Genomic DNA, 19,013 nt, shown 5'->3' on the forward strand with positions numbered 1-19,013 from the left:
GTGCCGGCCAGGATCCTCCTACCCGCCGCCTTCCTGACCCTGCTGGCGCTGGCCGTCGCCGTGCCCGGCCTGCTCACCGGCGTGGACCCGCTCGTGGCCGACCCGCTGCGCGCGCTGACCCCGCCCGGCGGCGCGCACTGGTTCGGCAGCGACCACCTCGGCAGGGACGTGCTGTCCAGGGTGGTGTACGGCGCCCGGCACTCGATCAGCATCGGCGTCTCGGCCACCGCCGTGGCCGTGACCTCGGGCGTCCTGCTCGGCCTGGCCGCCGGGCTGTCGCCGAAATGGCTGGACGAGGCGCTGGCCCGCTCGTTCGACGTGCTGTCGACCCTGCCGGAGCTGCTGCTGGCGCTGCTCGTCATCGCGATCACCGGCCCCGGCACCGGGAGCGTGATCTTCGCGATCGCCGTCGCGCAGATCCCCAACTACGCCCGGGTGATCCGGGCCCAGACCTTCGTGGTCCGCCACGCCGGCTACGTCGAGCAGGCCGTGACCTTCGGCCGCTCCCGGGCCGTCATCACCGCCCAGCACGTGCTGCCGAACGTGCTGGGCCCGATCCCGGTACTGGCCACCATCGGGCTCGGCCAGGCCGTCATCGGCGCGTCGGGGCTCAGCTTCCTCGGCATGGGACCCCAGCCGCCGGCCGCCGAGTGGGGCGCCATGCTCGCCGAGGCCCGCAACTACCTGCGCGTCGCCTGGTGGGAGGCGCTGTTCCCGGGCATCGCGATCACCTTGACCGTCGTCTGCCTGACCGTGATGGGGCGGCGGCTGCAGCGCCGCTTCGAGGGAAGGACGCCATGACCACGTTCCAGGAAGAGCACGCGGAGACCGGCCGCGCGCCCGTCTCGGACATCCCGCTGGTGGCCGTATCGGATCTGCGGGTGAGCTTCGGCGCGACCGAGGTGGTGCGCGGTGTCTCGCTGTCGGTCGCGGCGGGGGAGTGCGTGGCGATCGTCGGCGAGTCCGGCTCCGGCAAGAGCGTCACCGCCCGGTCACTGCTCGGCCTGGCCGGGCCGGGCTCCCGGGTCGAGGCCCGTACGTTCGACCTGTCCGGCAGGGACGCCCGCGGCTTCCGCCCGGCCTGCTGGCGGCGGCTGCGCGGTGGGTTCGCCGGGCTGGTGCTGCAGGACGCGCTGGTGTCGCTCGATCCGCTGCGTACCGTGGCCGCCGAGATCGGCGAGGTGCTGGCCGTACACGAGGTGGTTCCTCGCGCCCGGCGCCCGGAACGGGTGCTGGAGCTGCTCGACGCGGTCGGCGTCCCCGACCCGGCCGCCCGCGCCCGCCAGTACCCGCACCAGCTGTCCGGCGGGCTGCGGCAGCGGGTGCTGATCGCCTCGGCCATCGCCGCCGAGCCCAAGCTGATCATCGCGGACGAGCCCACCACCGCCCTCGACGTCACCGTGCAGGCCCAGATCCTGCGGCTGCTCGCCGAGCGCAAGGCCGCCGGGACGGCACTGCTGCTGATCAGCCACGACCTCGCCGTGGTCGCCTCGATCGCCGACCGCGTCCTGGTCATGAAGGACGGCCGCGTGGTCGAGGAGGGGCCCGTCCGGAGCGTGCTGTCGGCGCCCGCGCACGACTACACCCGCTCGCTGCTCGCCGCCGTCCCCTCCGCCGCCTCCAGCGGCACCCGCCTGTCGGGCGGCCTGCCGCTCCCGCGCCGCGCCCCGAACCCGTCCGTGCGGGTCCTCGCCGCCGCCGCCCTGACCAAGTCGTACGGACCGCGTCGCGTAGTCGACGACGTCGCCTTCACCCTGCACGAAGGCGAGACGCTCGGCATCGTCGGCGAGTCCGGCTCCGGCAAGACCACGCTCGCCAGGCTCGTCCTCGGCCTGCTCGAACCCGAGACGGGACGGGTGAGCCTGCATCAGCGGCAGTGGAGCGGGCTGCCGGAACGCCAGCGGCGCCCGATGCGGCAGCGCGTCCAGCTCATCTCCCAGAACCCGCTCGACTCCTTCGACCCCCGCCACACCGTCGGCCGCCTGGTCACCGAGCCGCTCGCCCTGCCCCGCCGCGAACGCCGGGCGCGGGCGCTGGACCTGCTGGAACGCGTCGGCCTGCCCGCCGCGTACGCCGCCCGCCACCCCAGAGAGCTGTCCGGCGGCCAGCGCCAGCGGGTCGCCATCGCCAGAGCCCTGGCCCCCCGCCCCGACGTGCTGGTCTGCGACGAGCCCGTCTCGGCGCTCGACGTCTCCATCCAGGCCCAGGTGCTCGACCTGCTGGCCGAGATTCAGGCGGAGTACGGCACCGCCCTGCTGTTCATCTCCCACGACCTGGGCGTCGTCCACCACGTGAGCGACCGGGTGCTCGTCATGAAGGACGGCCGGGTGGTGGAGGAGGGCGAGGTCGAGCAGGTGTTCCAGCGGCCCCGGCACCCTTACACCCGCGCCCTGGTGGACGCCGTGCCCCGCCTCGGCCTCGGGTAGCGCCGCTTGATGTCAGTCCAGCTGGATCACCGACAGCCAGTTGCCCGCCGGGTCCTTGAACCAGGCGATCAGCGGGCCGCCCGCGCGGTTGACGCCCTTGCTGTCGGTGCCCTCCAGTCGTTCGAAGACGACCCCGCGCGTCACCAGCTCGTCCACCGCCTTGTCGATGTCGCTGACCGGGAAGTTGAGTATCGTGAACGTCGCCGGCGTGTGATCCTTCTTCGGGTAGACGATCGTGTCGCGGTCGCCCGCGAGGTGCAGCGTGAGGATCCCGTGGTCCTCGGAGACGCGCAGGCCGAGCGTCTCACCGTAGAACCGCTTGGCGGCCGGGATGTCGTCGGTGGAGAAGCCGCTGAAGGCTCTGGTGTTCTCGAACATGATGGTTTCCTTCCGTCATAAGGGACGTAGAACCCGAGCAGCCGAATTCGACACGTTTCGAGGGGGAAACTTTGGAAGGGCTGCTGCGAGAGCTGGCGCCGCAGGTCCTCGGCGCGGTCGTCCGGCGCTACGGCGACTTCGACCTGTGCGAGGACGCCGTGCAGGAGGCCCTGCTGGCGGCCGCCGTCCAGTGGCCCGACGAGGGGGTGCCCGCCAATCCCAAGGGCTGGCTGATCACCGTCGCCGCCCGCAGGCGGATCGAGCTGTGGCGCAGCGAGTCCGCCCGGCGGCGCAGGGAGGAGTCCGCCGCCGCGCTGGCGCCGCCGGAGCCGGATCCGTCGCCCGCCGTGGACGACACGCTCACGCTGCTCCTGCTTTGTTGCCATCCCGCGCTGACCACGGTCTCCCAGGTGGCGCTGACGCTGCGCGCCGTCGGCGGGCTGAGCACCGCCGAGATCGCCCGCGCGCTGCTGGTGCCCGAGCCGACCGTGGCGCAGCGCATCAGCCGCGCCAAGCAGCGCATCAAGAGCAGTGGCGCCGAGTTCACGCTGCCTCCGGAGGCCGAGCAGGCCGAGCGGATGGCCGCGGTGCTGCACGTGCTGTACCTGATCTTCAACGAGGGCTACACCGCCAGCTCCGGCGGTACGTTGCACCGCGTGGAGCTGTCCAGCGAGGCCATCCGCCTGACCCGGCAGCTCCACGGCCGCCTGCCCGGCGACGGTGAGGTGGCCGCGCTGCTCGCCCTGATGCTGCTCACCGACGCCCGCCGCCCGGCCCGCACCCGGCCCGACGGCGGGCTGGTGCCGCTGGCCGAGCAGGACCGTAGCAAATGGGACGCCGAGGCCATCGCCGAAGGAGTCCAGCTGATCACCGAGACGCTGGCCGCCGCGCCGCTCGGCCCCTACCAGGTGCAGGCGGCGATCGCGGCCGTGCACGACGAGGCGCCGCGGGCCGAGGACACCGACTGGCGGCAGATCCTCGCCCTGTACGACCTGCTCGACGGCATCGCGCCGGGGCCCATGGTCACGCTCAACCGGATCGTCGCCGTCGCCATGGTCCACGGGCCGCTCGCCGGGCTGGAGGGGCTGGCGAAGGCCGAGACCGATCCGGCGCTCACCGGGCATCACCGGGTGCTGGCCGTACGCGCGCATCTGCTCGACCTCGCGGGCGACCGGGAGGCGGCGCGCGCCCAGTACGAGCTGGCCGCCCGCCGCACGCTCAGCCTCCCCGAGCAGCGCTATCTGGAGTCGCGCGCCGCCCAGCTCACGTAGGCTCGCCCGCCGGCGCTCAGCCGTCGAGGTGGCGCAGGATGGCCAGCACCCGTCTGCTGTACGCGGGGGTCACGGGCAGGTCGAGCTTGTCGAAGATCGCGTTGACGTGCTTCTCCACCGTGCTCAGGGAGACGTGGAGGTTCGTGGCGATCGCGGCGTTGGTGAAGCCCTCGGCGAGTTGCCGCAGCACCTGCGACTCGCGTTCGCTGAGCGTACGCAGCGGGTCCACGTGTGTGGTGCGGGCGAGGAGCTGCCTGACCACTTCCGGGTCGATGACTGTGCCGCCCGCGCGGATCCGCTCCAGTGAGCCCAGGAAGTCCGCCACCTCTGACACCCGGTCCTTCAGCAGGTAGCCCATGCCCTCGGTGGCCTCGGAGAGCAGTTTGGCCGCGTACGTCTTCTCCACGTACTGCGACAGGACCAGCACCCCGATGCCGGGCCAGCGCGCGCGGATCTCCAGCGCCGCGCGCAGGCCCTCGTCGGAGTGGGTGGGCGGCATCCGCACGTCCACCACCGCGACCTCCGGCCGGTGTTCGGCCACCGCCTCGATCAGGGAGCCCGCGTCACCGATCGCGGCCACGACCTCGTGCCCGGCCTCCTCCAGCAGCCTGATCAGGCCCTCACGCAGCAGTACGGCGTCGTCGGCGAGGATCAGCCGCACGATGCTTCCTTCGGGAGGGTCGCGCAGATCCTGGTGCCGCCGCCGGGCGGGCTGTCGACCTCGAACCGGCCGTCGAGTGCCATCACCCGCCTGGCCAGCCCCGACAGCCCGCCGCCCGCCGGGTCGGCGCCGCCCCGGCCGTCGTCGGAGACCACCACGCGTACCGACCGCTCGTCCTCGCTCAGCACGACCAGGATGTCCCGCGCCCGCGCGTGCTTGACCGCGTTGGTGATCGCCTCCCTGGCCACGAAGTACAGGGCGGTCTCCACCTCCGAGACGGGCCGCGCGGCCAGCCCGTAGTCGACGGTCACCGGCACGCACGATCGTTCGGCGACACCGGCCAGCGCCGTGCGCAGGCCCAGCTCGTCGAGCGCGGTCGGGTAGATCCGCCACGCCACGCTGCGCAGCTCGTCGAGCAGTTGCCGGGATTCGGCGTAGGCCTGATCCACCAGCTCGGCCGCCCCGGCGGGGCTGTGCCGGGCCCGCCCGAGCAGCATGGCCAGCGCCACGCCGCGCTGCTGCACGCCGTCGTGCAGGTCCCGCTCGATCCTGCGCCGCTCGTCGTCGACCACCCGTACGATGCCGGACCGGCTGACGGTCAGCTCGGCGATGCGCCGCCGCATCAGCTCCTGCGGCCCGGGACCGAGGAAGCGTACGGCCAGCCGCCGCTCGGTCGCCACCAGCAGGCGGCACCAGAACGCGCCCAGGGCCAGCATCAGCACCCCGCAGGCCAGGCCGACCGCCCAGCTGTGCATCGACAGCCTGATGCCCGGCAGGTCCAGCGCCACCGGCGCGTAGTCGCCGGAGAACAACACCCACATGCTGCCGCCCAGGAACAGCAGGGCCAGGAACAGCAGCGCCAGCGCGAGGTAACCGCCGAACACGCCGACCAGGGCACGCAGCGCGAGATAGCCGTGACCGGACGCGGCCCCGTCGGTCTCCTGCCCGAACCAGACGGCCAGCCGGGCCCGTTCGAGCGCCACCATCCCCGGCGCCCACCTGTTCCGGTACGGCCAGGCGAAGGTCCACAGGGCGAGGGCGGCGGCCCCGGTGACCAGCCCGGCCAGCACTCCGGTGAGCTGCCTGAAAACTATGCCTGCCACGGTTGCGAAGTCTAGGCGTCGCGGCGTCGCGGCGGCGCGGCACAGCGTGCCCGGCGGCCGGAGCGAGCGCCGTCCGGCCGATCACAGGTTCCGCTGAACGAACGTGTCTCCTTCCAGGGGGATGAATCGTCGTGCGCGAGGTGCGCGGGTGATCAGGAAGTGGCAGGTTTGAAGGTGCTGTCGGCTCGGAAGGCGGAGGTGTTCTGGTCCTTGTCGAGCCACAGCTGGTGGTGGCGGTGGCGGATGAACCGGCCAGGATAGTTGAGCGACTCCAGCCGCACCCTCCCCGCGCCCGAGGCCGGCCGGGCGAGGAAGGTCGCGTCCCGCTCGAACAGCTCGGTGCCGTTGTCGGCGTCGAACCGCAGCCGGTAATCCTTGTGCCGCAGGTAGCGGCCGTCCCCGTCCATGAGCGAGTAGCCCTTGGCGTCGGCCAGGCCGGGCACGATCCGCAGCGGCGCCGCCTCCCCGAGCACGCCGAGAGCACCCGAGGCGGCGATCCCTTCCTTCGGGAAGTTGATCGACTGGAGGGTGCGCGTCACCCCGGTCGGCAGCGCGCCGCCACCGCCGGAGGAGGCGGCGGCGCGGGTGAACAGCAGGGTCCCGAAGCCGAGCTGGTCGAACCCGCCGCTGTTCGGCCCGTAGTCGCCGCCACCGCCCTCGGCCCGCACCCGCTCGGCGTACGCCTTCGTGTACGGCAACGCCAGCCCGCGTCGGTTGGCGTAGTGGTTGTAGAGCAGCTCCCACACGGGACGGTCCTGGCCGCGCGCCGCGTTCGAGATGACCGTCTGCTCCCGGGGGGCGCAGTTCTGGCCGTGGCCCCACTTGTAGGTGGTGAACGGCACGTCCTGGCCCAGGTTGTACTTGGCGACGTACTCGGCCGCCTTCATGATCCGGTTGTCGGCGTAGCCGTACAGGTCGACGCCCTGGTTCCAGGCCATTTCCGCGATGGTGCCGATCAGGCCGATGCCCATGACGGTGTGCGCCTGGTCGCGCCCGCTCTCCTGCCACTGGGCGAGACCGCCCGGGTGAAGGAACGGGATGGCGTTCATGATGGACCCGTTGCCCTTGCCGTTCTTGAAGTAGTCGACGGCCCGCTCGAACTTGGCCCGGTCGTCGCAGAACAGCCCTATCGCCATGATCGAGGCCATGGTGCACAGGTCCCAGTTGGCCCAGTAGTTGGTGATGCAGGCACCGTTGTGTTCACGCAGGAAGCGGTCGTTCACCGGGTAGAAGACGGTCAGCAGCATCTTCTGGAACCGCTCGACGTCGAAGCCAGGGTAGCCGCGCATGAGCTCGGCGGCGTTAGCGGACTGGTAGCCGTAGATGCCCGCCGCCAGGAACCGGTCGGCGTTGCCGTTGATCGCCTTCAACACGCCCGACCAGGCGTTCAGGATGTCCCGGGCGGCGTCGCCGAACGCCTTCTCGCCGGAGATCTTCCAGCGCAGCGCGTTCTGGTAGGCGGCGTGCACGTCGTTGTAGAACTGCCCATAATTCTGCCCGGTCCCGCCGCGCACCACCGTCTCCAGCGGGCGCGCCTTCCACGTGCTCTTGGAGTGCCCGTTGGCGACGAGCCTGTCCCACCCGCTCTTGTACGGCTGCGCTCCCGCCTGCACCGCGGCCGCGATCCGGTCGAAGTCCGCCTGGGTGTGCAGCAGCCCCGGGTGCTTGAACGCCGCCGACGCCCGCGCCACGGAGGGCAGCGCCGGCAGCACCGCGATCCCGGCCGCGGCCTTCAGCAGGCTCCGTCGGCTGGTATGGAGAACCATGTGAGTCCTTTCGCGAGACGATCTCTCATCCCGAGGAGACTGGCTGGGGGCGACCCCATAACGCTTTTCCGGGTGTCCGTTCCATTCGGCGGGCGCAGAATATCGCCGTTCGCCTGGTTTCTCCTGGTACTCACTGGTTTACAGAGGTTAGGGAGTTTCACCTTGCTGAGCTGATCGCCGAGTACGAGGTCCCCGGAGCCGCACTGGCGTACCTGCGCCAGTTCACGGCCCCCTGTGCCGTTCGGGGTCAGAGTTCAGAGGTCCGCGCGGTTGGTGTGCTGGAGGACCGCGGAGGCGATGAGGGGAAGCACGGGCGTGGGCATGGTGTGGCCCATCCCTTCGATGGGCACCAGGACGCTGCCGGGGATCGCCGCGGCGAGTGCCCTGCCCTGCTCGAAGGGCGCCATGGGGTCCTCCGTGCCATGGATCACCAAGGTGGGGGCGGTGATGGAGCCGACGAGCTCGGAACGATCACGTGAGGCCATCACCGCGAGGATGTGATTCCGCATGGTGTGCGCCATGTCTCCACCTCGGGCGAACTCTCGCGCGATCACCTGGCGTGTCGCCGTCTCATCGAACGGGGTGAGGGAGCCGGTCAGGATACGAGCGAGGTCGACTCTGGCCTGGATCTGCTGTTCTTCCGTGGCGGGCGGATCGGCCGCCTGCCGGGCGTCCCACTCGAGAAGTCGCGGATCCCGTTCGGAGCCTCGGAAGGTGCCCGTCTTGGGATCGATGGCGACCGCCGCGGACATGACAGCCGTCAGGGTGCGCACTCGCTCAGGATGTTCCAGGGCGATCTCTTGCGCGATCATGCCGCCCATTGAGGCTCCGACTATGTGCGCGGTCTTGATATCCAGCCCGTCGAGCAGGCCGGACGCATCATCGGCCAGGTCGGTCAGCGTATACGGTCGCGCCTCGTAGTCGACGCGCCCGGACAGGCCGGTGTCCCGGTTGTCGTAGCGAACTACGTAGTGCCCTCCAGCTCGAAGCATCTCGCATAGGTCATCTGGCCAGGCGGTTCCCTGAGCGCCGAGACCCATCACCAGCAAAATCGCCGGGTCTGCCGGATTCCCCCTGGTCTCGCACCACAGTCGAACGCCATTGCTCTCGATCCATCGTCCCACCGTGCACCTCATCTTCATGGGCATGCTGTCGCGCACGGCGATCACGCACGCCGATCATGAAAAAGTATAGCCCCGTTAACTTTTGTCGGAAGTGACGAGGAGAGAGCGGATACTCGCATCACCGCGAGCATCTGAGCTCTCAGATGCTCGCGGACGGCCGCGGTCTCTCCCCCCAGGCGGGCGGCGACCACCGGGGTGACCATTCCGATGACAGACGTGACCGCGATCTGGGCACCCAGGCCGGACAGATCGGGCCGCACCTCGACGAGCAGGGCGCCCCACTCTTCGCGCAAAGTCCGCATCTGGTGATGGAGACGCCGCCGATCCTCCTCAGGCAGTCTCGACAGTTCTCCCTGCAGGATCAGCATCAACTCCTGGTTCTCCAGAGCGAAGGCCGAGAACCAGTCCACCAGCATGACCAGCCGCTCCCTCGGCTCCCGCTCTCGAGCCTCCAGCGCGACACGGCTGCCTTCTTGCAACCGTTCCATCGACAACTCGATCAGAGCGAGGAGAATGCCCTGCTTGCCCGCGAAGTGCCGATAGACCGCAGGCCCACTCACGCCAGCAGCAGCGCCGATGTCATCGATCCCGGTGAGGTCGTAGCCGCGCTCGACGAACAGGCGGGCGGCCTGCAGCAGAATGACCCGCTTGCGCGCCCCGTGCTTGCGTCCCTTGGCGATGAGGTCCTCCAGCTCAGCCATCACCGGCCCGTCGGATCCCGCCATCATCCGCTCCATTCCAGACGTTGGTGACGCTCAAGGTATCGTCATCTGCCGTGTCCTCATGGGTTGCGGTAACCGACGCCGACGCGCATGAACCGCACGCCCGCACCAGGTTGATCGGACGCCCACGGCGCCGTTCACTTGTCCCGAGTTCCCGTGATCGTTGAAGGGAGGAGTGATCACATGCGGCATCTCGGCATCCTCGCCCACAGCACCGAAGGGGCGGCCCTGTGCTTCTTGGCCTACTGCCAGGAGGGGTTCCGCCGGGTGGGCCGGCACGAGCACCCCGACGTGACGCTCGATTACATCGCCTTCGGCTACAGCATGCCCGCGTGGGACGCGGGTGACTACGACTCGATCAGGGACACGCTGGCCGTCAGCGTGGGGCGGCTGGCTCGGGCCGGGGCCGACTTCTTCGCCTGCCCGGACAACACCGCCCATCTGGCGCTCGAACGGCCCGGCGCGGATCTCGCCCTGCCTGGCCTGCACATCGCCGAGGTGGTCGCCGACCAGGCGGTTCGCGACGGGTGGACGAAGGTCGGTGTCCTCGGTACGGCGTACACGATGGACAGCCGGCTCTATCCGGAGGCGTTCGCCGCGCGTGGGATCGCGGCCGAGGTGCCGGAGCCGGACGACCGGCGGATCATCAACGAGATCATCTTCGCGGAGCTCGTGAGCGGCGTGTTCACCGAGGAGTCACGGCGGCAGTACGTCCGTGTCATCTCGCGGCTCGCGGAGCGGGGGTGTGACGCCGTCGCGCTCGTCTGCACCGAGATCCCCCTCCTGGTGACGCCCGAGGTGTCGCCGCTGCCGACGCTCGACTCCACCCGCCTCATGGCAGTCGCCGCGTACGAGGTCGCCGCCGGTCACCGGCCGCTGCCCACCTGGCGTGGGGGAGGGTTGGCCGCTCCCCGGGGCTGACCGGTCACGGCCACTTCGTCTGGCGGTTCCATTGGACGATCTTCTTGAGTTGGGCGGTGGGGGGCAGTCCTATGGCGCCGGTCAGGTCAGCGTTGTCGAAATCGGCGCCCGTCAAAGTGGCGTCCGTCAGGTTGGCGCCCCTCAGGTCCGCCGTGAGAAAGATGGTCTCGGTCAGGTCGGCCCTCTCCAGGGATGCCTTGGTCAGGTCGGCGAGGTTGAAATTGGCGCGAGCGAGGTGGGCGTTCGTCAGGTAGGCGGAGGAGAAGTCGGAGAAGGGCATGACACTGTCGGACAGATCTGCGTCGAACAGCGAGGCTCCGGCAAGGACCGTGCCGAACATCTTGGCTCGCGGGAGGTAGGCGTTGCTCAGGTCGGCGGCGCCGAGCCGGGCGTGTGACAGGTCGATCCAGCCCTCCTTCGGGCTGGGCGGACGGACCCGGCCCAGCACGGTGAGCATGGTCCGAACATCTCTGGCCTGCCCGTAGTTCTTCTTGGTCGACGTGCGGCCGTTTCCCACGACATAGCTGGCGAGAACGTCGACGATCGTCTGCCGGTAGTCGGGGACATCCCTGCCGATGTTTTCGAGGGCGTAGGCGCCGCCGATCCGCACCTCCATGTTCGGGCTGCCGAGTTGTTCGACGGCCTTGGTGAATCGGTCGGTGACCTGGCCCTTCTGCGCGACTTCGAGGCCTTTCCTGGCGATCAGCAACTCCTCTCGGGAGGCGTCGACCGATTTCGCGGTCTGAGCCAGACCCTGCGCCGTCAGCAGCAGCCCGCCCAGCACCGCGATGGTCGCGGGGATCTGCAGCAGTGTGGTGACGAACTGGCGCCGGCTGTCTTGGGCCGCGCGGTGCAGCTCAGCGCGTTCCACGGGTTGGAGAGTGGCGAATTCCGCCCGTGATAATGGAGCGGTCGCCCGCTCTTCGGGTCGCCAACGGAACCACGTCATGGGCGGATCGTGCGCTCAAGTCGGCCCGTTGGCGAGAGTAGGCCCCTACTCAAGTTGAGCGGTGACGACGCTCGCGGGCGAATGTTGTGGCATCCGTCCATGCGTGTCCCAGAACGTTGTGGTGTGAGATCGGATCCGCACCTACGAGAAGTTCCACGCGACTACGAGAAGTTCCGTGCGCCTACGAGAAGCGTCTACGAGAAGTGGAGGCGGCGACATGCCGAGGCTCAGCGGGGGAAAGGGTTTCCCCCCGCGACGGTGTGATCGAGGCTCCGGCCGGCGGGCCCCGGCGTCAGTCGAACGCCGTCAGCTGGCGCTCGCATGCCTCGGTCAGGTGTCGCCGCATCGCCGCTTCGGCCGCGTCCGGGTCTCCGGCCTCGATGGCCTCGGCGACGCGGTGATGCTCCTCGATCGTCGTGCCGGCGTGGGCGTAGGGGAAGTATCTGCGGTGCAGGTGAAGGTGGACGTGCAAGCGCTCGAGACCGTCGCGGAGCAAGGGGTTGCCCGACGCCTCGGCGATGAGGTCGTGGAAGCGGGCGTCGTGAGTGGTGAAGGCCGCGTGCCAGCGCCAGCCGCCGGCGTCGTCCGGCTCCTGCGCTATCGATGTGGCGGCCTCCGCGGAGATCGCCGCGCGCTGGCCTGAGGTGGCCCGCTCGGCGGCCCATCGGGCGGCGGCGCACTCCAGCAGCAGCCGCATCTCGAACATGCGGGTGAACTCGGCACGGGTGAGCAGCGGGCTGACCGTGTAGCCCACGAGGGGGCGCTTGCGGACCAGCCCGTCGGACTCCAGGCGGGCCAGGGCCTCGCGAATCGGCGTCTGGGACACCTCGAGCTCGCGGGCCAGCGCGTCGATGTTGACGCGGTCGCCCGGTTGCATGCTGTGCTCGAGAATCCGCGCTCTGAGCACGTCGTAGATGTCGTCGCCGAGCGTGGACCGCCTGAGCCGGCTCGGTTTGGTGGATGCCATCGGGCCGAGATCCTCCCAAGAGGTCGACGTGTTGCTCAGAGGTTAAGTCTTGACGTCCTGACAGGTAAGGACTATACCTCCATGAAACATCCTATAGGATCCATGATTATTGAGAGGCGTGGTCATGAATCAACCACCCCTGGTCCGGCTCGGCTGGCTGGCCGTCGCCCTGGTGCTCGCCGCCACCGCCACCGCCGGGTGCACGAGGAAGAGCGACGGCACAGCGAAGGCCGATACCCCCACCCGGACGCCTGACCAGGTCAAGATCGCCCTGGTCCCCGGCGGCGCACACCCCTATTTCCAGCCGTGGAAGGACGCGTCCGCCAAGGCGAAGAGCGATCTGGGCATCGGCGACGTCACCTTCAACGAGACCTCCGACTGGGACCAGACCAAGCAGAACGACGTGCTGAAGTCCCTCGCCGCGCAGGGCTACAACGCCTTCGGCGTCTTCGGCGTCTCCCCGGAGAACATCAACGCCACCTTCGAGGACCTCAAGCGGCAGGGCGTCCCCGTCGCCTCGCTGGCGTCCTGCCCCTCCGGGGGCGTCGACAAGGCGGATTTCTGCCTGTCCACCGATGTCCAGATGGCCGCCTACAAGGCGGCGCAGGCCGCGATCAAGGCCGTGGGTGGCAAGGGGAACCTTGTGCACCTGACCGGCAACAAGGTGGACTCCAACACCCAACGCCGCATCGCGGGGGTGCAGAAGGCGGTCGACGAGACCGGCGGGAAGGTCAAGCTCCTGCAGACGGTGACCGACGTGGACAAGGACCTGCAGACGGCGCAGAAGGCGGTCGCCGACCTCCTCGCCGCCAAAGGCGACCAGATCCAGGGCATCGTCAACACCGCCTACAACCCCGCGGTCGCCTCCGCGCAGGGCGTGAAGCAGTCCAAGCTACCGGTCAAGGTCGTTGCGATCGACGACGACAAGACCATCCTGGCCGGCATCCGGGACGGCTCGGTCGCCGCGACCGTACTGCAGAACCCGGTCGGCCAGGCGTCCGTCGGGTCGTACGCGCTGATGAAGCTCGCGGGTGGCTGCACGATGAGACAGCCGGGAGTGATCATCGACTCCGGCTCCTTCGTCGTTACCAAGGACGCCGTCGGCACCTATGACACGGACCGGCAGGCGAAGACCGACGAGCTGAAGAAGGCGTTCGACAGCCAGTACCTGTCCTGCAAGTAGTCCCACGAGCCCAGGAGGAGCCACTTTTGCCCGCGATCATCCACGCCGAGGCGTATCTCGTCGACCTGGAGGTCGAGACCGTACGCACGGACGCCGTCCAGTCGTTCATCAAGCAGGAGACCGTCTTCGTCGAGATCCGGACCGACGACGGGGGCACCGGCACCGGTTACACGTACACGATCGGCACCGGTGGCACCGCCGTGCTCGCCCTGCTGCGCGACTACCTGTTGCCCAGGCTGGCGGGCGCGGACGCCCGCCGGGTGGAGGCCGTGTGGCGCGACCTGTTCGCGGCGACCCGGGCGACCACGGTCGGCGCGATCACTTCCCTGGCCCTCGCCGCCGTCGACACGGCTCTGTGGGACTGGCGGTGCCGCGACGCGGGCCAGCCGCTGTGGGTACTCGCAGGAGGCGCGAAGGAGCGCATTCCGCTGTACGACACCGAGGGCGGCTGGCTGCACCTCACCACCGAGGAACTCATCTCCGGCGCGAAGGCCGGCCAGGCCGCGGGCTGGCCCGGCGTCAAGCTCAAGATCGGTCGCTCTCCCGTGGAGGACGCGGAAAGGCTGGCCGCGGTCCGTGCGGCGGTCGGGCCGGGCTTCGACCTGATGCTCGACGCCAATCAGTCGCTCACCCCCGCGGAGGCCGTCAGGCGGGCCCGGCTCCTCGAACCGTCCGACCCCTACTGGTTGGAGGAGCCGCTGCCGGGCGATGACATCGCTGGGCACCAGGCACTGGCCGCGGCCGCCTCGATCCCCATCGCGGTGGGTGAGTCGCTCTACTCCGTGGCGCAGTTCCGCGAGTACCTGCACCGGCAGGCGGCCGGCATCGTGCAGGTGGACGTGGCACGCATCGGCGGCATCACACCGTGGCTCAAGGTCGCGCACCTGGCCGAGGCGTACAACGTGCCGGTCTGCCCGCATTTCCTCATGGAGTTGCATGTGAGCCTCTGCTGCGCGGTGCCCAACAGCCGCTACCTGGAGCACATCCCCCAGCTCAGGGCGATCACGCGGCGGGAGATCGAAGTCGCCGACGGGCACGCGATGGCGCCGACGTCGCCCGGCCTCGGCATCGAGTGGGACCGCGACGCGATCGACGATCGGAGAGTCCGGTGAGCACGCGGACCGCGACGCCGCCGGAGACGCCTGCGGCAGGTCCGCCCGGACCGCGCGGGCCGTCGCGGATGCCACTCTGGGCGAACCCGCGCCTCGGGCTGCTCATCCTGCTGATCGCCCTGGTCGCGATCTTCACCGTGCTGCGGCCGGCGTTCATGAACACCACGCTCACGCTCGTGCCGCTGCAGTCGGACATCAGCGTGTACGCGGTGGTCGGCCTCTCCCAGTTGGCGGTGCTGTCGCTGGGGCACATGAACATGGCCGTCGGCCGGATGGCGGCGATGAGTGCGTTCGCCATGGGCCTCGCCTACGACCGGCTCGGCGTGTCGCTGGTGGTCGGCCTGGTGATCGGGCTGCTCGTGGGCACGTTGCTCGGCGCACTGGCCGGGCTGATCATCTCGCGTACCGGCGTCAACTCGTTCGTGGTCACGCTGGCGATGGACTTCGCCCTGGTGGGGCTCATCACGATCCTCTACACCAGGTTCACCGACGGCGTCGCCTTCAGCAGCCGGCCCGCCGGCATGGACGCGCTGCGCAACGACACGTTCGCCGACTACTGCATGGGCGAGCTGTGTGGACCGCGCATCCCTCTGGTCGTGCCACTCGCCCTCGTCGCGGTGCTGGCGGTGGGGCTGCTGTTCCGCTTCAGCAGGCTGGGCCGGGAGATCCTGATGACCGGCGCCAACGAGAAGGCGGCCGAGTTGTCCGGCATCCCCGTCCGGAGCCGGGTGGTGCAGGCCCACGCGCTCAGCGGGCTGCTGGCCGGGCTGGCCGGCTTCCTGCTCGCCGCGAACAACGGTGCCTTCTCGGCGCGCATCGGCGACGCGTTCCTGTTGCCGTCGTTCCTCGGCCCGGTGCTCGGTGGCACGCTGCTGGCCGGCGGCGCCGTCAGCGTGCTCGGCACGGTGCTGGGCGCGACGCTCACCCAGGTCATCTACAAGGGCCTGAACCTGCTGCAGTTCCAGCTCGACCAGCTCAATCTCTACATCGGCCTGGTGCTGCTCGGCGCGCTGTCGCTCGACCGGGTGCGCCACGTCGTCGCGGAACGAAGGGGGGCGCGGGCATGAGCACCGGCACCACGACAGCCGGCCGCGCCCGACCCGGCGGGAGGCTCAAGGACGTCACCGCCCGGCCGGAGTTCACCCTCGCCGTGCTCGCCGCCGCCGGTTTCGTCGCGCTGGCCGTCGCCACGGACGGCAACCTGCTTTCACGCGGCACGCTGGACGCGTTCTTCCGCTTCCTCGCCGTCCCGATCGTCATCGGCCTCTCCCAGATGGTCGTGCTGGCCATCGGCCAGATGAACCTGTCGGTCGGCACACTCACGGGTCTGTGCGCCATGGTCGCGGCCTGGCTCATGCTCGAAGGCGGCCTGCCAGTCCCGCTGGCCGTGCTGGGCGCGCTCGGGGTCGGTCTCGCCGCCGGTCTGGTCAACGGGCTGCTCGTCGTGTTCACCCGGATCAACGGCTTCATCGTGACCCTCGCCACCATGACGATCATCGAAGGGCTGCGGTACGGGGTCAACGGCCCCGACACCTTCCAGGGGTACTCGCAAGGGCTGCGCGACGTCGGCGCCGCCTCGGTGCTCGGGCTGCCGGTCGTCCTCATCCTCGCTCTGGTGGTGGCCATCCTGGTGGCCCTGTTCTTCGGCCGCGCGGTCGTGGGCCGGCAGTTGCTGGCGACCGGCGGCAGCCCGTTCGCCGCGCGGCTTTCCGGCATCTCCAACGATCGGTCGATCGTCATCGCGCACGGGCTCAGCGGCCTGCTCGCCGGGGTCGCCGCTGTCATCACGGTCGCCGCTTCCGGCTCCGTCAACTCCAGCATCGGCGACGATCTGCTGCTGCCGAGCTTCGCCGCGCCCATCATCGGCGGGGTGGCGCTGGCCGGCGGGGTGGTCAGCGTCGCCGGCACCTGCCTCGCGGCGTTCCTCGTCCGGCTGGTGGACATCACGCAGGCGCAGTTCGGTATCAACCCGCGCTGGATCGACCTGATCGTCGGCGCGGTCGTTCTCGGTGCGGTGCTACTCGGGACCGTACGCCAGAAGCTGTCGAAAGGGCCGTCGTGATGCTCACCGCCGAGAACCTGGTGAAGACGTTCCCGGGGGTCCGCGCGCTGGACGGGGCCACCCTGCGGCTTGCCGCGGGCAGCGTGCACGCCCTGCTGGGCGAGAACGGCGCGGGCAAGAGCACGCTCATCAAGATCCTCACCGGTGTGCACAGGCCGGACGGCGGGCGGGTCGCGCTCGGAGACGCCGAGCTGCACCTGAACGGGCCGCTCGACGCCCAGCGGGCCGGCATCGGTGTGGTGCACCAGGAGCGCAACCTGATCCCCGAGTTCTCCATCGCCGAGAACATCCTGCTGCACCACCTGCCGCGGCGCTTCTGTCTCGTCGACCGGGCGCGGATGCAGGCCGAGGCCCGCCGCTGCCTCGGACTGCTCGATCTGGACCTGGACCCGGACACCCCGGTATCCCGGCTGTCCGTGGCGCAGGCGCAGCTGGTCGAGATCGCCAAGGCGCTGAGCGTCGACAGTAAGGTCCTGCTCCTGGACGAGCCGACCGCGTCGCTCACCGGGGACGAGGCCGACCGGCTCTACGGGATCGTGCGCAAGCTGCGCGACGACGGACGGGCCGTGGTGCTGGTGAGCCACAAGCTGGAGGAGGTGTTCGCGGTGGCGGACACGGTCACCGTGCTGCGCGACGGGCGCAGCGTGGCCGAGGCCGAACCGCTCGCCGGCTACACGCAGGACCAGATCGTCGACCTCATGGTCGGGCGGGCGTACTCCTCGGTCCGCCTCGCCGAGCGGCAGGTCGACCCGGCGACGGCGCCCGCCCTGCGGCTCGACAAGGTATGCACCGCGCGCGGCCACCGCGACATCTCCCTGTCGGTGCGCCCGGGGGAGATCCTCGGGCTCTACGGTCTGGTCGGAGCCGGCCGCAGCGAGCTGGCCAAGGCGCTGCTTGGGCTCGACCGGATCACGTCGGGAACGGTGGAGGTGCGGGGCCGTCCAGCGCGCATCCGCGATGTCGGCGAGGGACTGCGCGTCCACCGCATCGGCTACGTGACCGAGAACCGCAAGGAAGAAGGCCTCTTCCTCGACCAGCCGATCGTCCGCAACGTCAGCGTCACCGTGTGGCGGCGCCTGGCCAGGGCCGGGCTGGTGAGCGATCGGGCGGAACGTCGCCTGGTGGCTCGGTACGCCGATCGGCTGGGTATCCGGATCTCTTCACCGTCCCAGCTCGCGGGCCAGCTCTCCGGCGGCAACCAGCAGAAGGTCAGCCTCGCCAAGTGGCTCGCCGCCGAATGCGAGATCCTCATCGTGGACGAGCCGACGGTCGGCATCGACGTACGCACCAAGGCGGCCTTCCACGAGCTGATCGCAGAGCTGGCCGGGTCGGGGCTGGCGCTGCTGCTGATCTCCTCGGATCTGCCGGAGATCGTCACCCTCGCCGACCGGATCGCGGTGATGAACGACTTCAGCCTCCGCGGCGAGCTGGTCAACGACCACGACTACGCCCGGATGAGCCACGCGATCATCCGGTTGATCCACGCGGGACCTCCGCGGCCGCCCACGGGCGAGGAGGAAAGGGAGCGGTCACCCGTTCTTCGGGTCGCCGGCGGAACCACGTCATGGGCCGATCGTGCGCTCAGGTACGCCCGTCGGCGAGAGTAGGCCCCTGCTCAAGTCGTCCGGTGACGACGCTCGCGAGCGATTGTTGTGGCATCCCTCCATACGTGTCCTGGGGCGTTGTGGTGTGAGATCGGATCCGCACCTACGAGGAAGTTCCGCGCACCTACGCGAAGTGGAGGAGGGTGACATGCCGAGGATCACCAGGGGGAAGGGCTTCCCCACCGGCGACATCGCCCGGATCAGCGTGTTCGCGGCGCTGATCGCCGCACTCGGCCTGCCGGGCACCCTGAACCTGTTCGGCAACGCGGTCCCGATCACGCTGCAGACGTTCGGCGTCATGCTGGCGGGTACGATCCTGGGCTCGTGGCGGGCCGCCCTGGCCGTCGCCGTACTGCTCGTGCTCGTGGCCGCGGGCCTGCCGTTGCTGGCCGGCGGGCGTGGCGGGCTGGGCGTGTTCGCGGGGGCGTCGGCCGGATACCTGCTCGGCTGGCTGCCCGGTGCGGCCGTGACCGGCTGGATCGTCGAACGCGGCGGCCAACGGCCGGGCATCGTACGGCTGGTGGTGGCCTGTGTGGTCGGCGGCATCGGGGTGATCTACCTGGTCGGCCTGCCCGTGCAGGCGGCTGTCACCGGCGTCCCGCTGGGCCGGACGGCGCTGCTCAGCGCCACGTTGTTCCTGCCCGGTGACCTGATCAAGGCGGTGCTGGCCGCGATTGTGACGAGAGGTACTCAACGGGCATACCCTGACGCGGTCCCGGCCGTGCATCGCGAACGGCTCCGCGCCAGCAAGGAGGGCTGAACCG

At 70.0% G+C, this 19,013-nt stretch carries 18 protein-coding genes; 10 read left to right on the plus strand and 8 right to left on the minus strand.

The features are described from left to right. Nucleotides 1–801 (plus strand): ABC transporter permease, encoded by an 801-nt coding sequence (locus AB0H88_RS28985; protein WP_357649796.1) that lies wholly within the window; start codon nucleotides 1–3, stop codon nucleotides 799–801. After that, nucleotides 798–2,426: an ABC transporter ATP-binding protein gene (locus AB0H88_RS28990; protein WP_357649798.1), complete on the plus strand. Its 1,629-nt coding sequence runs from the start codon at nucleotides 798–800 to the stop codon at nucleotides 2,424–2,426. Before AB0H88_RS28985 ends, AB0H88_RS28990 begins: the two co-directional genes overlap by 4 nt. A gap of 12 nt (nucleotides 2,427–2,438) precedes the next feature. On the opposite strand, the gene AB0H88_RS28995 is transcribed toward AB0H88_RS28990, so the two are convergent. Next, nucleotides 2,439–2,804, minus strand: coding sequence for a VOC family protein (locus AB0H88_RS28995; protein WP_357649800.1), 366 nt, complete (start codon nucleotides 2,802–2,804; stop codon nucleotides 2,439–2,441). Between the two features lie 71 nt (nucleotides 2,805–2,875). Between AB0H88_RS28995 and AB0H88_RS29000 the strand changes: the two genes are divergently transcribed. Continuing rightward, complete coding sequence (locus AB0H88_RS29000) at nucleotides 2,876–4,075, plus strand: DUF6596 domain-containing protein (protein WP_357649802.1); 1,200 nt, start codon at nucleotides 2,876–2,878, stop codon at nucleotides 4,073–4,075. A 16-nt stretch (nucleotides 4,076–4,091) separates the two neighbouring features. Here the strand turns inward: AB0H88_RS29000 and AB0H88_RS29005 are convergent, their stop codons facing one another. From AB0H88_RS29005 to AB0H88_RS29025, 5 genes are all read right to left on the minus strand, one after another. After that, entirely contained in the window at nucleotides 4,092–4,736 is a 645-nt protein-coding gene (locus AB0H88_RS29005; RefSeq protein ID WP_357649804.1) for a response regulator transcription factor, read from the minus strand. Continuing rightward, nucleotides 4,727–5,839 (minus strand): sensor histidine kinase, encoded by a 1,113-nt coding sequence (locus AB0H88_RS29010; protein WP_357649806.1) that lies wholly within the window; start codon nucleotides 5,837–5,839, stop codon nucleotides 4,727–4,729. Before AB0H88_RS29010 ends, AB0H88_RS29005 begins: the two co-directional genes overlap by 10 nt. A gap of 152 nt (nucleotides 5,840–5,991) precedes the next feature. Further along, nucleotides 5,992–7,605 carry an AbfB domain-containing protein gene (locus AB0H88_RS29015; protein WP_357649808.1) on the minus strand — a complete coding sequence of 538 codons (1,614 nt, stop codon included), beginning with the start codon at nucleotides 7,603–7,605 and terminating at the stop codon, nucleotides 5,992–5,994. A gap of 254 nt (nucleotides 7,606–7,859) precedes the next feature. Beyond that, nucleotides 7,860–8,774 carry an alpha/beta fold hydrolase gene (locus tag AB0H88_RS29020; protein ID WP_357649810.1) on the minus strand — a complete coding sequence of 305 codons (915 nt, stop codon included), beginning with the start codon at nucleotides 8,772–8,774 and terminating at the stop codon, nucleotides 7,860–7,862. Beyond that, nucleotides 8,771–9,466: a helix-turn-helix domain-containing protein gene (locus AB0H88_RS29025; RefSeq protein ID WP_357649812.1), complete on the minus strand. Its 696-nt coding sequence runs from the start codon at nucleotides 9,464–9,466 to the stop codon at nucleotides 8,771–8,773. Before AB0H88_RS29025 ends, AB0H88_RS29020 begins: the two co-directional genes overlap by 4 nt. A gap of 168 nt (nucleotides 9,467–9,634) precedes the next feature. Here AB0H88_RS29025 and AB0H88_RS29030 point away from each other — a divergent pair, with 168 nt between their 5' ends. Next, nucleotides 9,635–10,372 carry an amino acid racemase gene (locus tag AB0H88_RS29030; RefSeq protein ID WP_357649814.1) on the plus strand — a complete coding sequence of 246 codons (738 nt, stop codon included), beginning with the start codon at nucleotides 9,635–9,637 and terminating at the stop codon, nucleotides 10,370–10,372. A gap of 4 nt (nucleotides 10,373–10,376) precedes the next feature. Here AB0H88_RS29030 and AB0H88_RS29035 read toward each other — a convergent pair whose 3' ends face one another. Both AB0H88_RS29035 and AB0H88_RS29040 read right to left on the minus strand, forming a co-directional pair. Continuing rightward, nucleotides 10,377–11,243 carry a pentapeptide repeat-containing protein gene (locus AB0H88_RS29035; RefSeq protein WP_357649816.1) on the minus strand — a complete coding sequence of 289 codons (867 nt, stop codon included), beginning with the start codon at nucleotides 11,241–11,243 and terminating at the stop codon, nucleotides 10,377–10,379. A gap of 370 nt (nucleotides 11,244–11,613) precedes the next feature. Continuing rightward, nucleotides 11,614–12,288 carry a GntR family transcriptional regulator gene (locus tag AB0H88_RS29040; protein WP_357649818.1) on the minus strand — a complete coding sequence of 225 codons (675 nt, stop codon included), beginning with the start codon at nucleotides 12,286–12,288 and terminating at the stop codon, nucleotides 11,614–11,616. Nucleotides 12,289–12,412: 124 nt separating this feature from the next. On the opposite strand from AB0H88_RS29040, the gene AB0H88_RS29045 reads away from it, so the two are divergent. From AB0H88_RS29045 to AB0H88_RS29070, 6 genes are all read left to right on the plus strand, one after another. Then, nucleotides 12,413–13,471: a sugar ABC transporter substrate-binding protein gene (locus AB0H88_RS29045; protein ID WP_357649820.1), complete on the plus strand. Its 1,059-nt coding sequence runs from the start codon at nucleotides 12,413–12,415 to the stop codon at nucleotides 13,469–13,471. Between the two features lie 26 nt (nucleotides 13,472–13,497). Continuing rightward, on the plus strand, nucleotides 13,498–14,583 hold the full coding sequence (locus AB0H88_RS29050) for a mandelate racemase/muconate lactonizing enzyme family protein (protein ID WP_357649822.1): 1,086 nt from the start codon (nucleotides 13,498–13,500) through the stop codon (nucleotides 14,581–14,583). Then, a complete protein-coding gene (locus tag AB0H88_RS29055; RefSeq protein WP_357649824.1) occupies nucleotides 14,580–15,650 on the plus strand; it encodes an ABC transporter permease in 1,071 nt (356 codons plus the stop codon). The genes AB0H88_RS29050 and AB0H88_RS29055 overlap by 4 nt, the downstream gene beginning before the upstream one ends. Continuing rightward, nucleotides 15,647–16,645 (plus strand): ABC transporter permease, encoded by a 999-nt coding sequence (locus AB0H88_RS29060; RefSeq protein WP_357649826.1) that lies wholly within the window; start codon nucleotides 15,647–15,649, stop codon nucleotides 16,643–16,645. The genes AB0H88_RS29055 and AB0H88_RS29060 overlap by 4 nt, the downstream gene beginning before the upstream one ends. After that, nucleotides 16,645–18,252 carry a sugar ABC transporter ATP-binding protein gene (locus AB0H88_RS29065; RefSeq protein WP_357649828.1) on the plus strand — a complete coding sequence of 536 codons (1,608 nt, stop codon included), beginning with the start codon at nucleotides 16,645–16,647 and terminating at the stop codon, nucleotides 18,250–18,252. Before AB0H88_RS29060 ends, AB0H88_RS29065 begins: the two co-directional genes overlap by 1 nt. A 145-nt stretch (nucleotides 18,253–18,397) precedes the next feature. Further along, nucleotides 18,398–19,009, plus strand: coding sequence for a biotin transporter BioY (locus AB0H88_RS29070; protein ID WP_357649830.1), 612 nt, complete (start codon nucleotides 18,398–18,400; stop codon nucleotides 19,007–19,009). Nucleotides 19,010–19,013 lie beyond the last annotated feature (4 nt).

Source organism: Nonomuraea sp. NPDC050680 (genome assembly GCF_040654555.1).
Classification (GTDB): domain Bacteria; phylum Actinomycetota; class Actinomycetes; order Streptosporangiales; family Streptosporangiaceae; genus Nonomuraea.

Coding starts and splice junctions, on each gene's coding strand:
- AB0H88_RS28990 (WP_357649798.1), top strand. CDS start 798: ATGACCACGTTCCAGGAAGAGCACGCGGAGACCGGCCGCGCGCCCGTC.
- AB0H88_RS28995 (WP_357649800.1), bottom strand. CDS start 2,804: ATGTTCGAGAACACCAGAGCCTTCAGCGGCTTCTCCACCGACGACATC.
- AB0H88_RS29015 (WP_357649808.1), bottom strand. CDS start 7,605: ATGGTTCTCCATACCAGCCGACGGAGCCTGCTGAAGGCCGCGGCCGGG.
- AB0H88_RS29025 (WP_357649812.1), bottom strand. CDS start 9,466: ATGGAGCGGATGATGGCGGGATCCGACGGGCCGGTGATGGCTGAGCTG.
- AB0H88_RS29030 (WP_357649814.1), top strand. CDS start 9,635: ATGCGGCATCTCGGCATCCTCGCCCACAGCACCGAAGGGGCGGCCCTG.
- AB0H88_RS29040 (WP_357649818.1), bottom strand. CDS start 12,288: ATGGCATCCACCAAACCGAGCCGGCTCAGGCGGTCCACGCTCGGCGAC.
- AB0H88_RS29045 (WP_357649820.1), top strand. CDS start 12,413: ATGAATCAACCACCCCTGGTCCGGCTCGGCTGGCTGGCCGTCGCCCTG.
- AB0H88_RS29060 (WP_357649826.1), top strand. CDS start 15,647: ATGAGCACCGGCACCACGACAGCCGGCCGCGCCCGACCCGGCGGGAGG.
- AB0H88_RS29065 (WP_357649828.1), top strand. CDS start 16,645: ATGCTCACCGCCGAGAACCTGGTGAAGACGTTCCCGGGGGTCCGCGCG.
- AB0H88_RS29070 (WP_357649830.1), top strand. CDS start 18,398: ATGCCGAGGATCACCAGGGGGAAGGGCTTCCCCACCGGCGACATCGCC.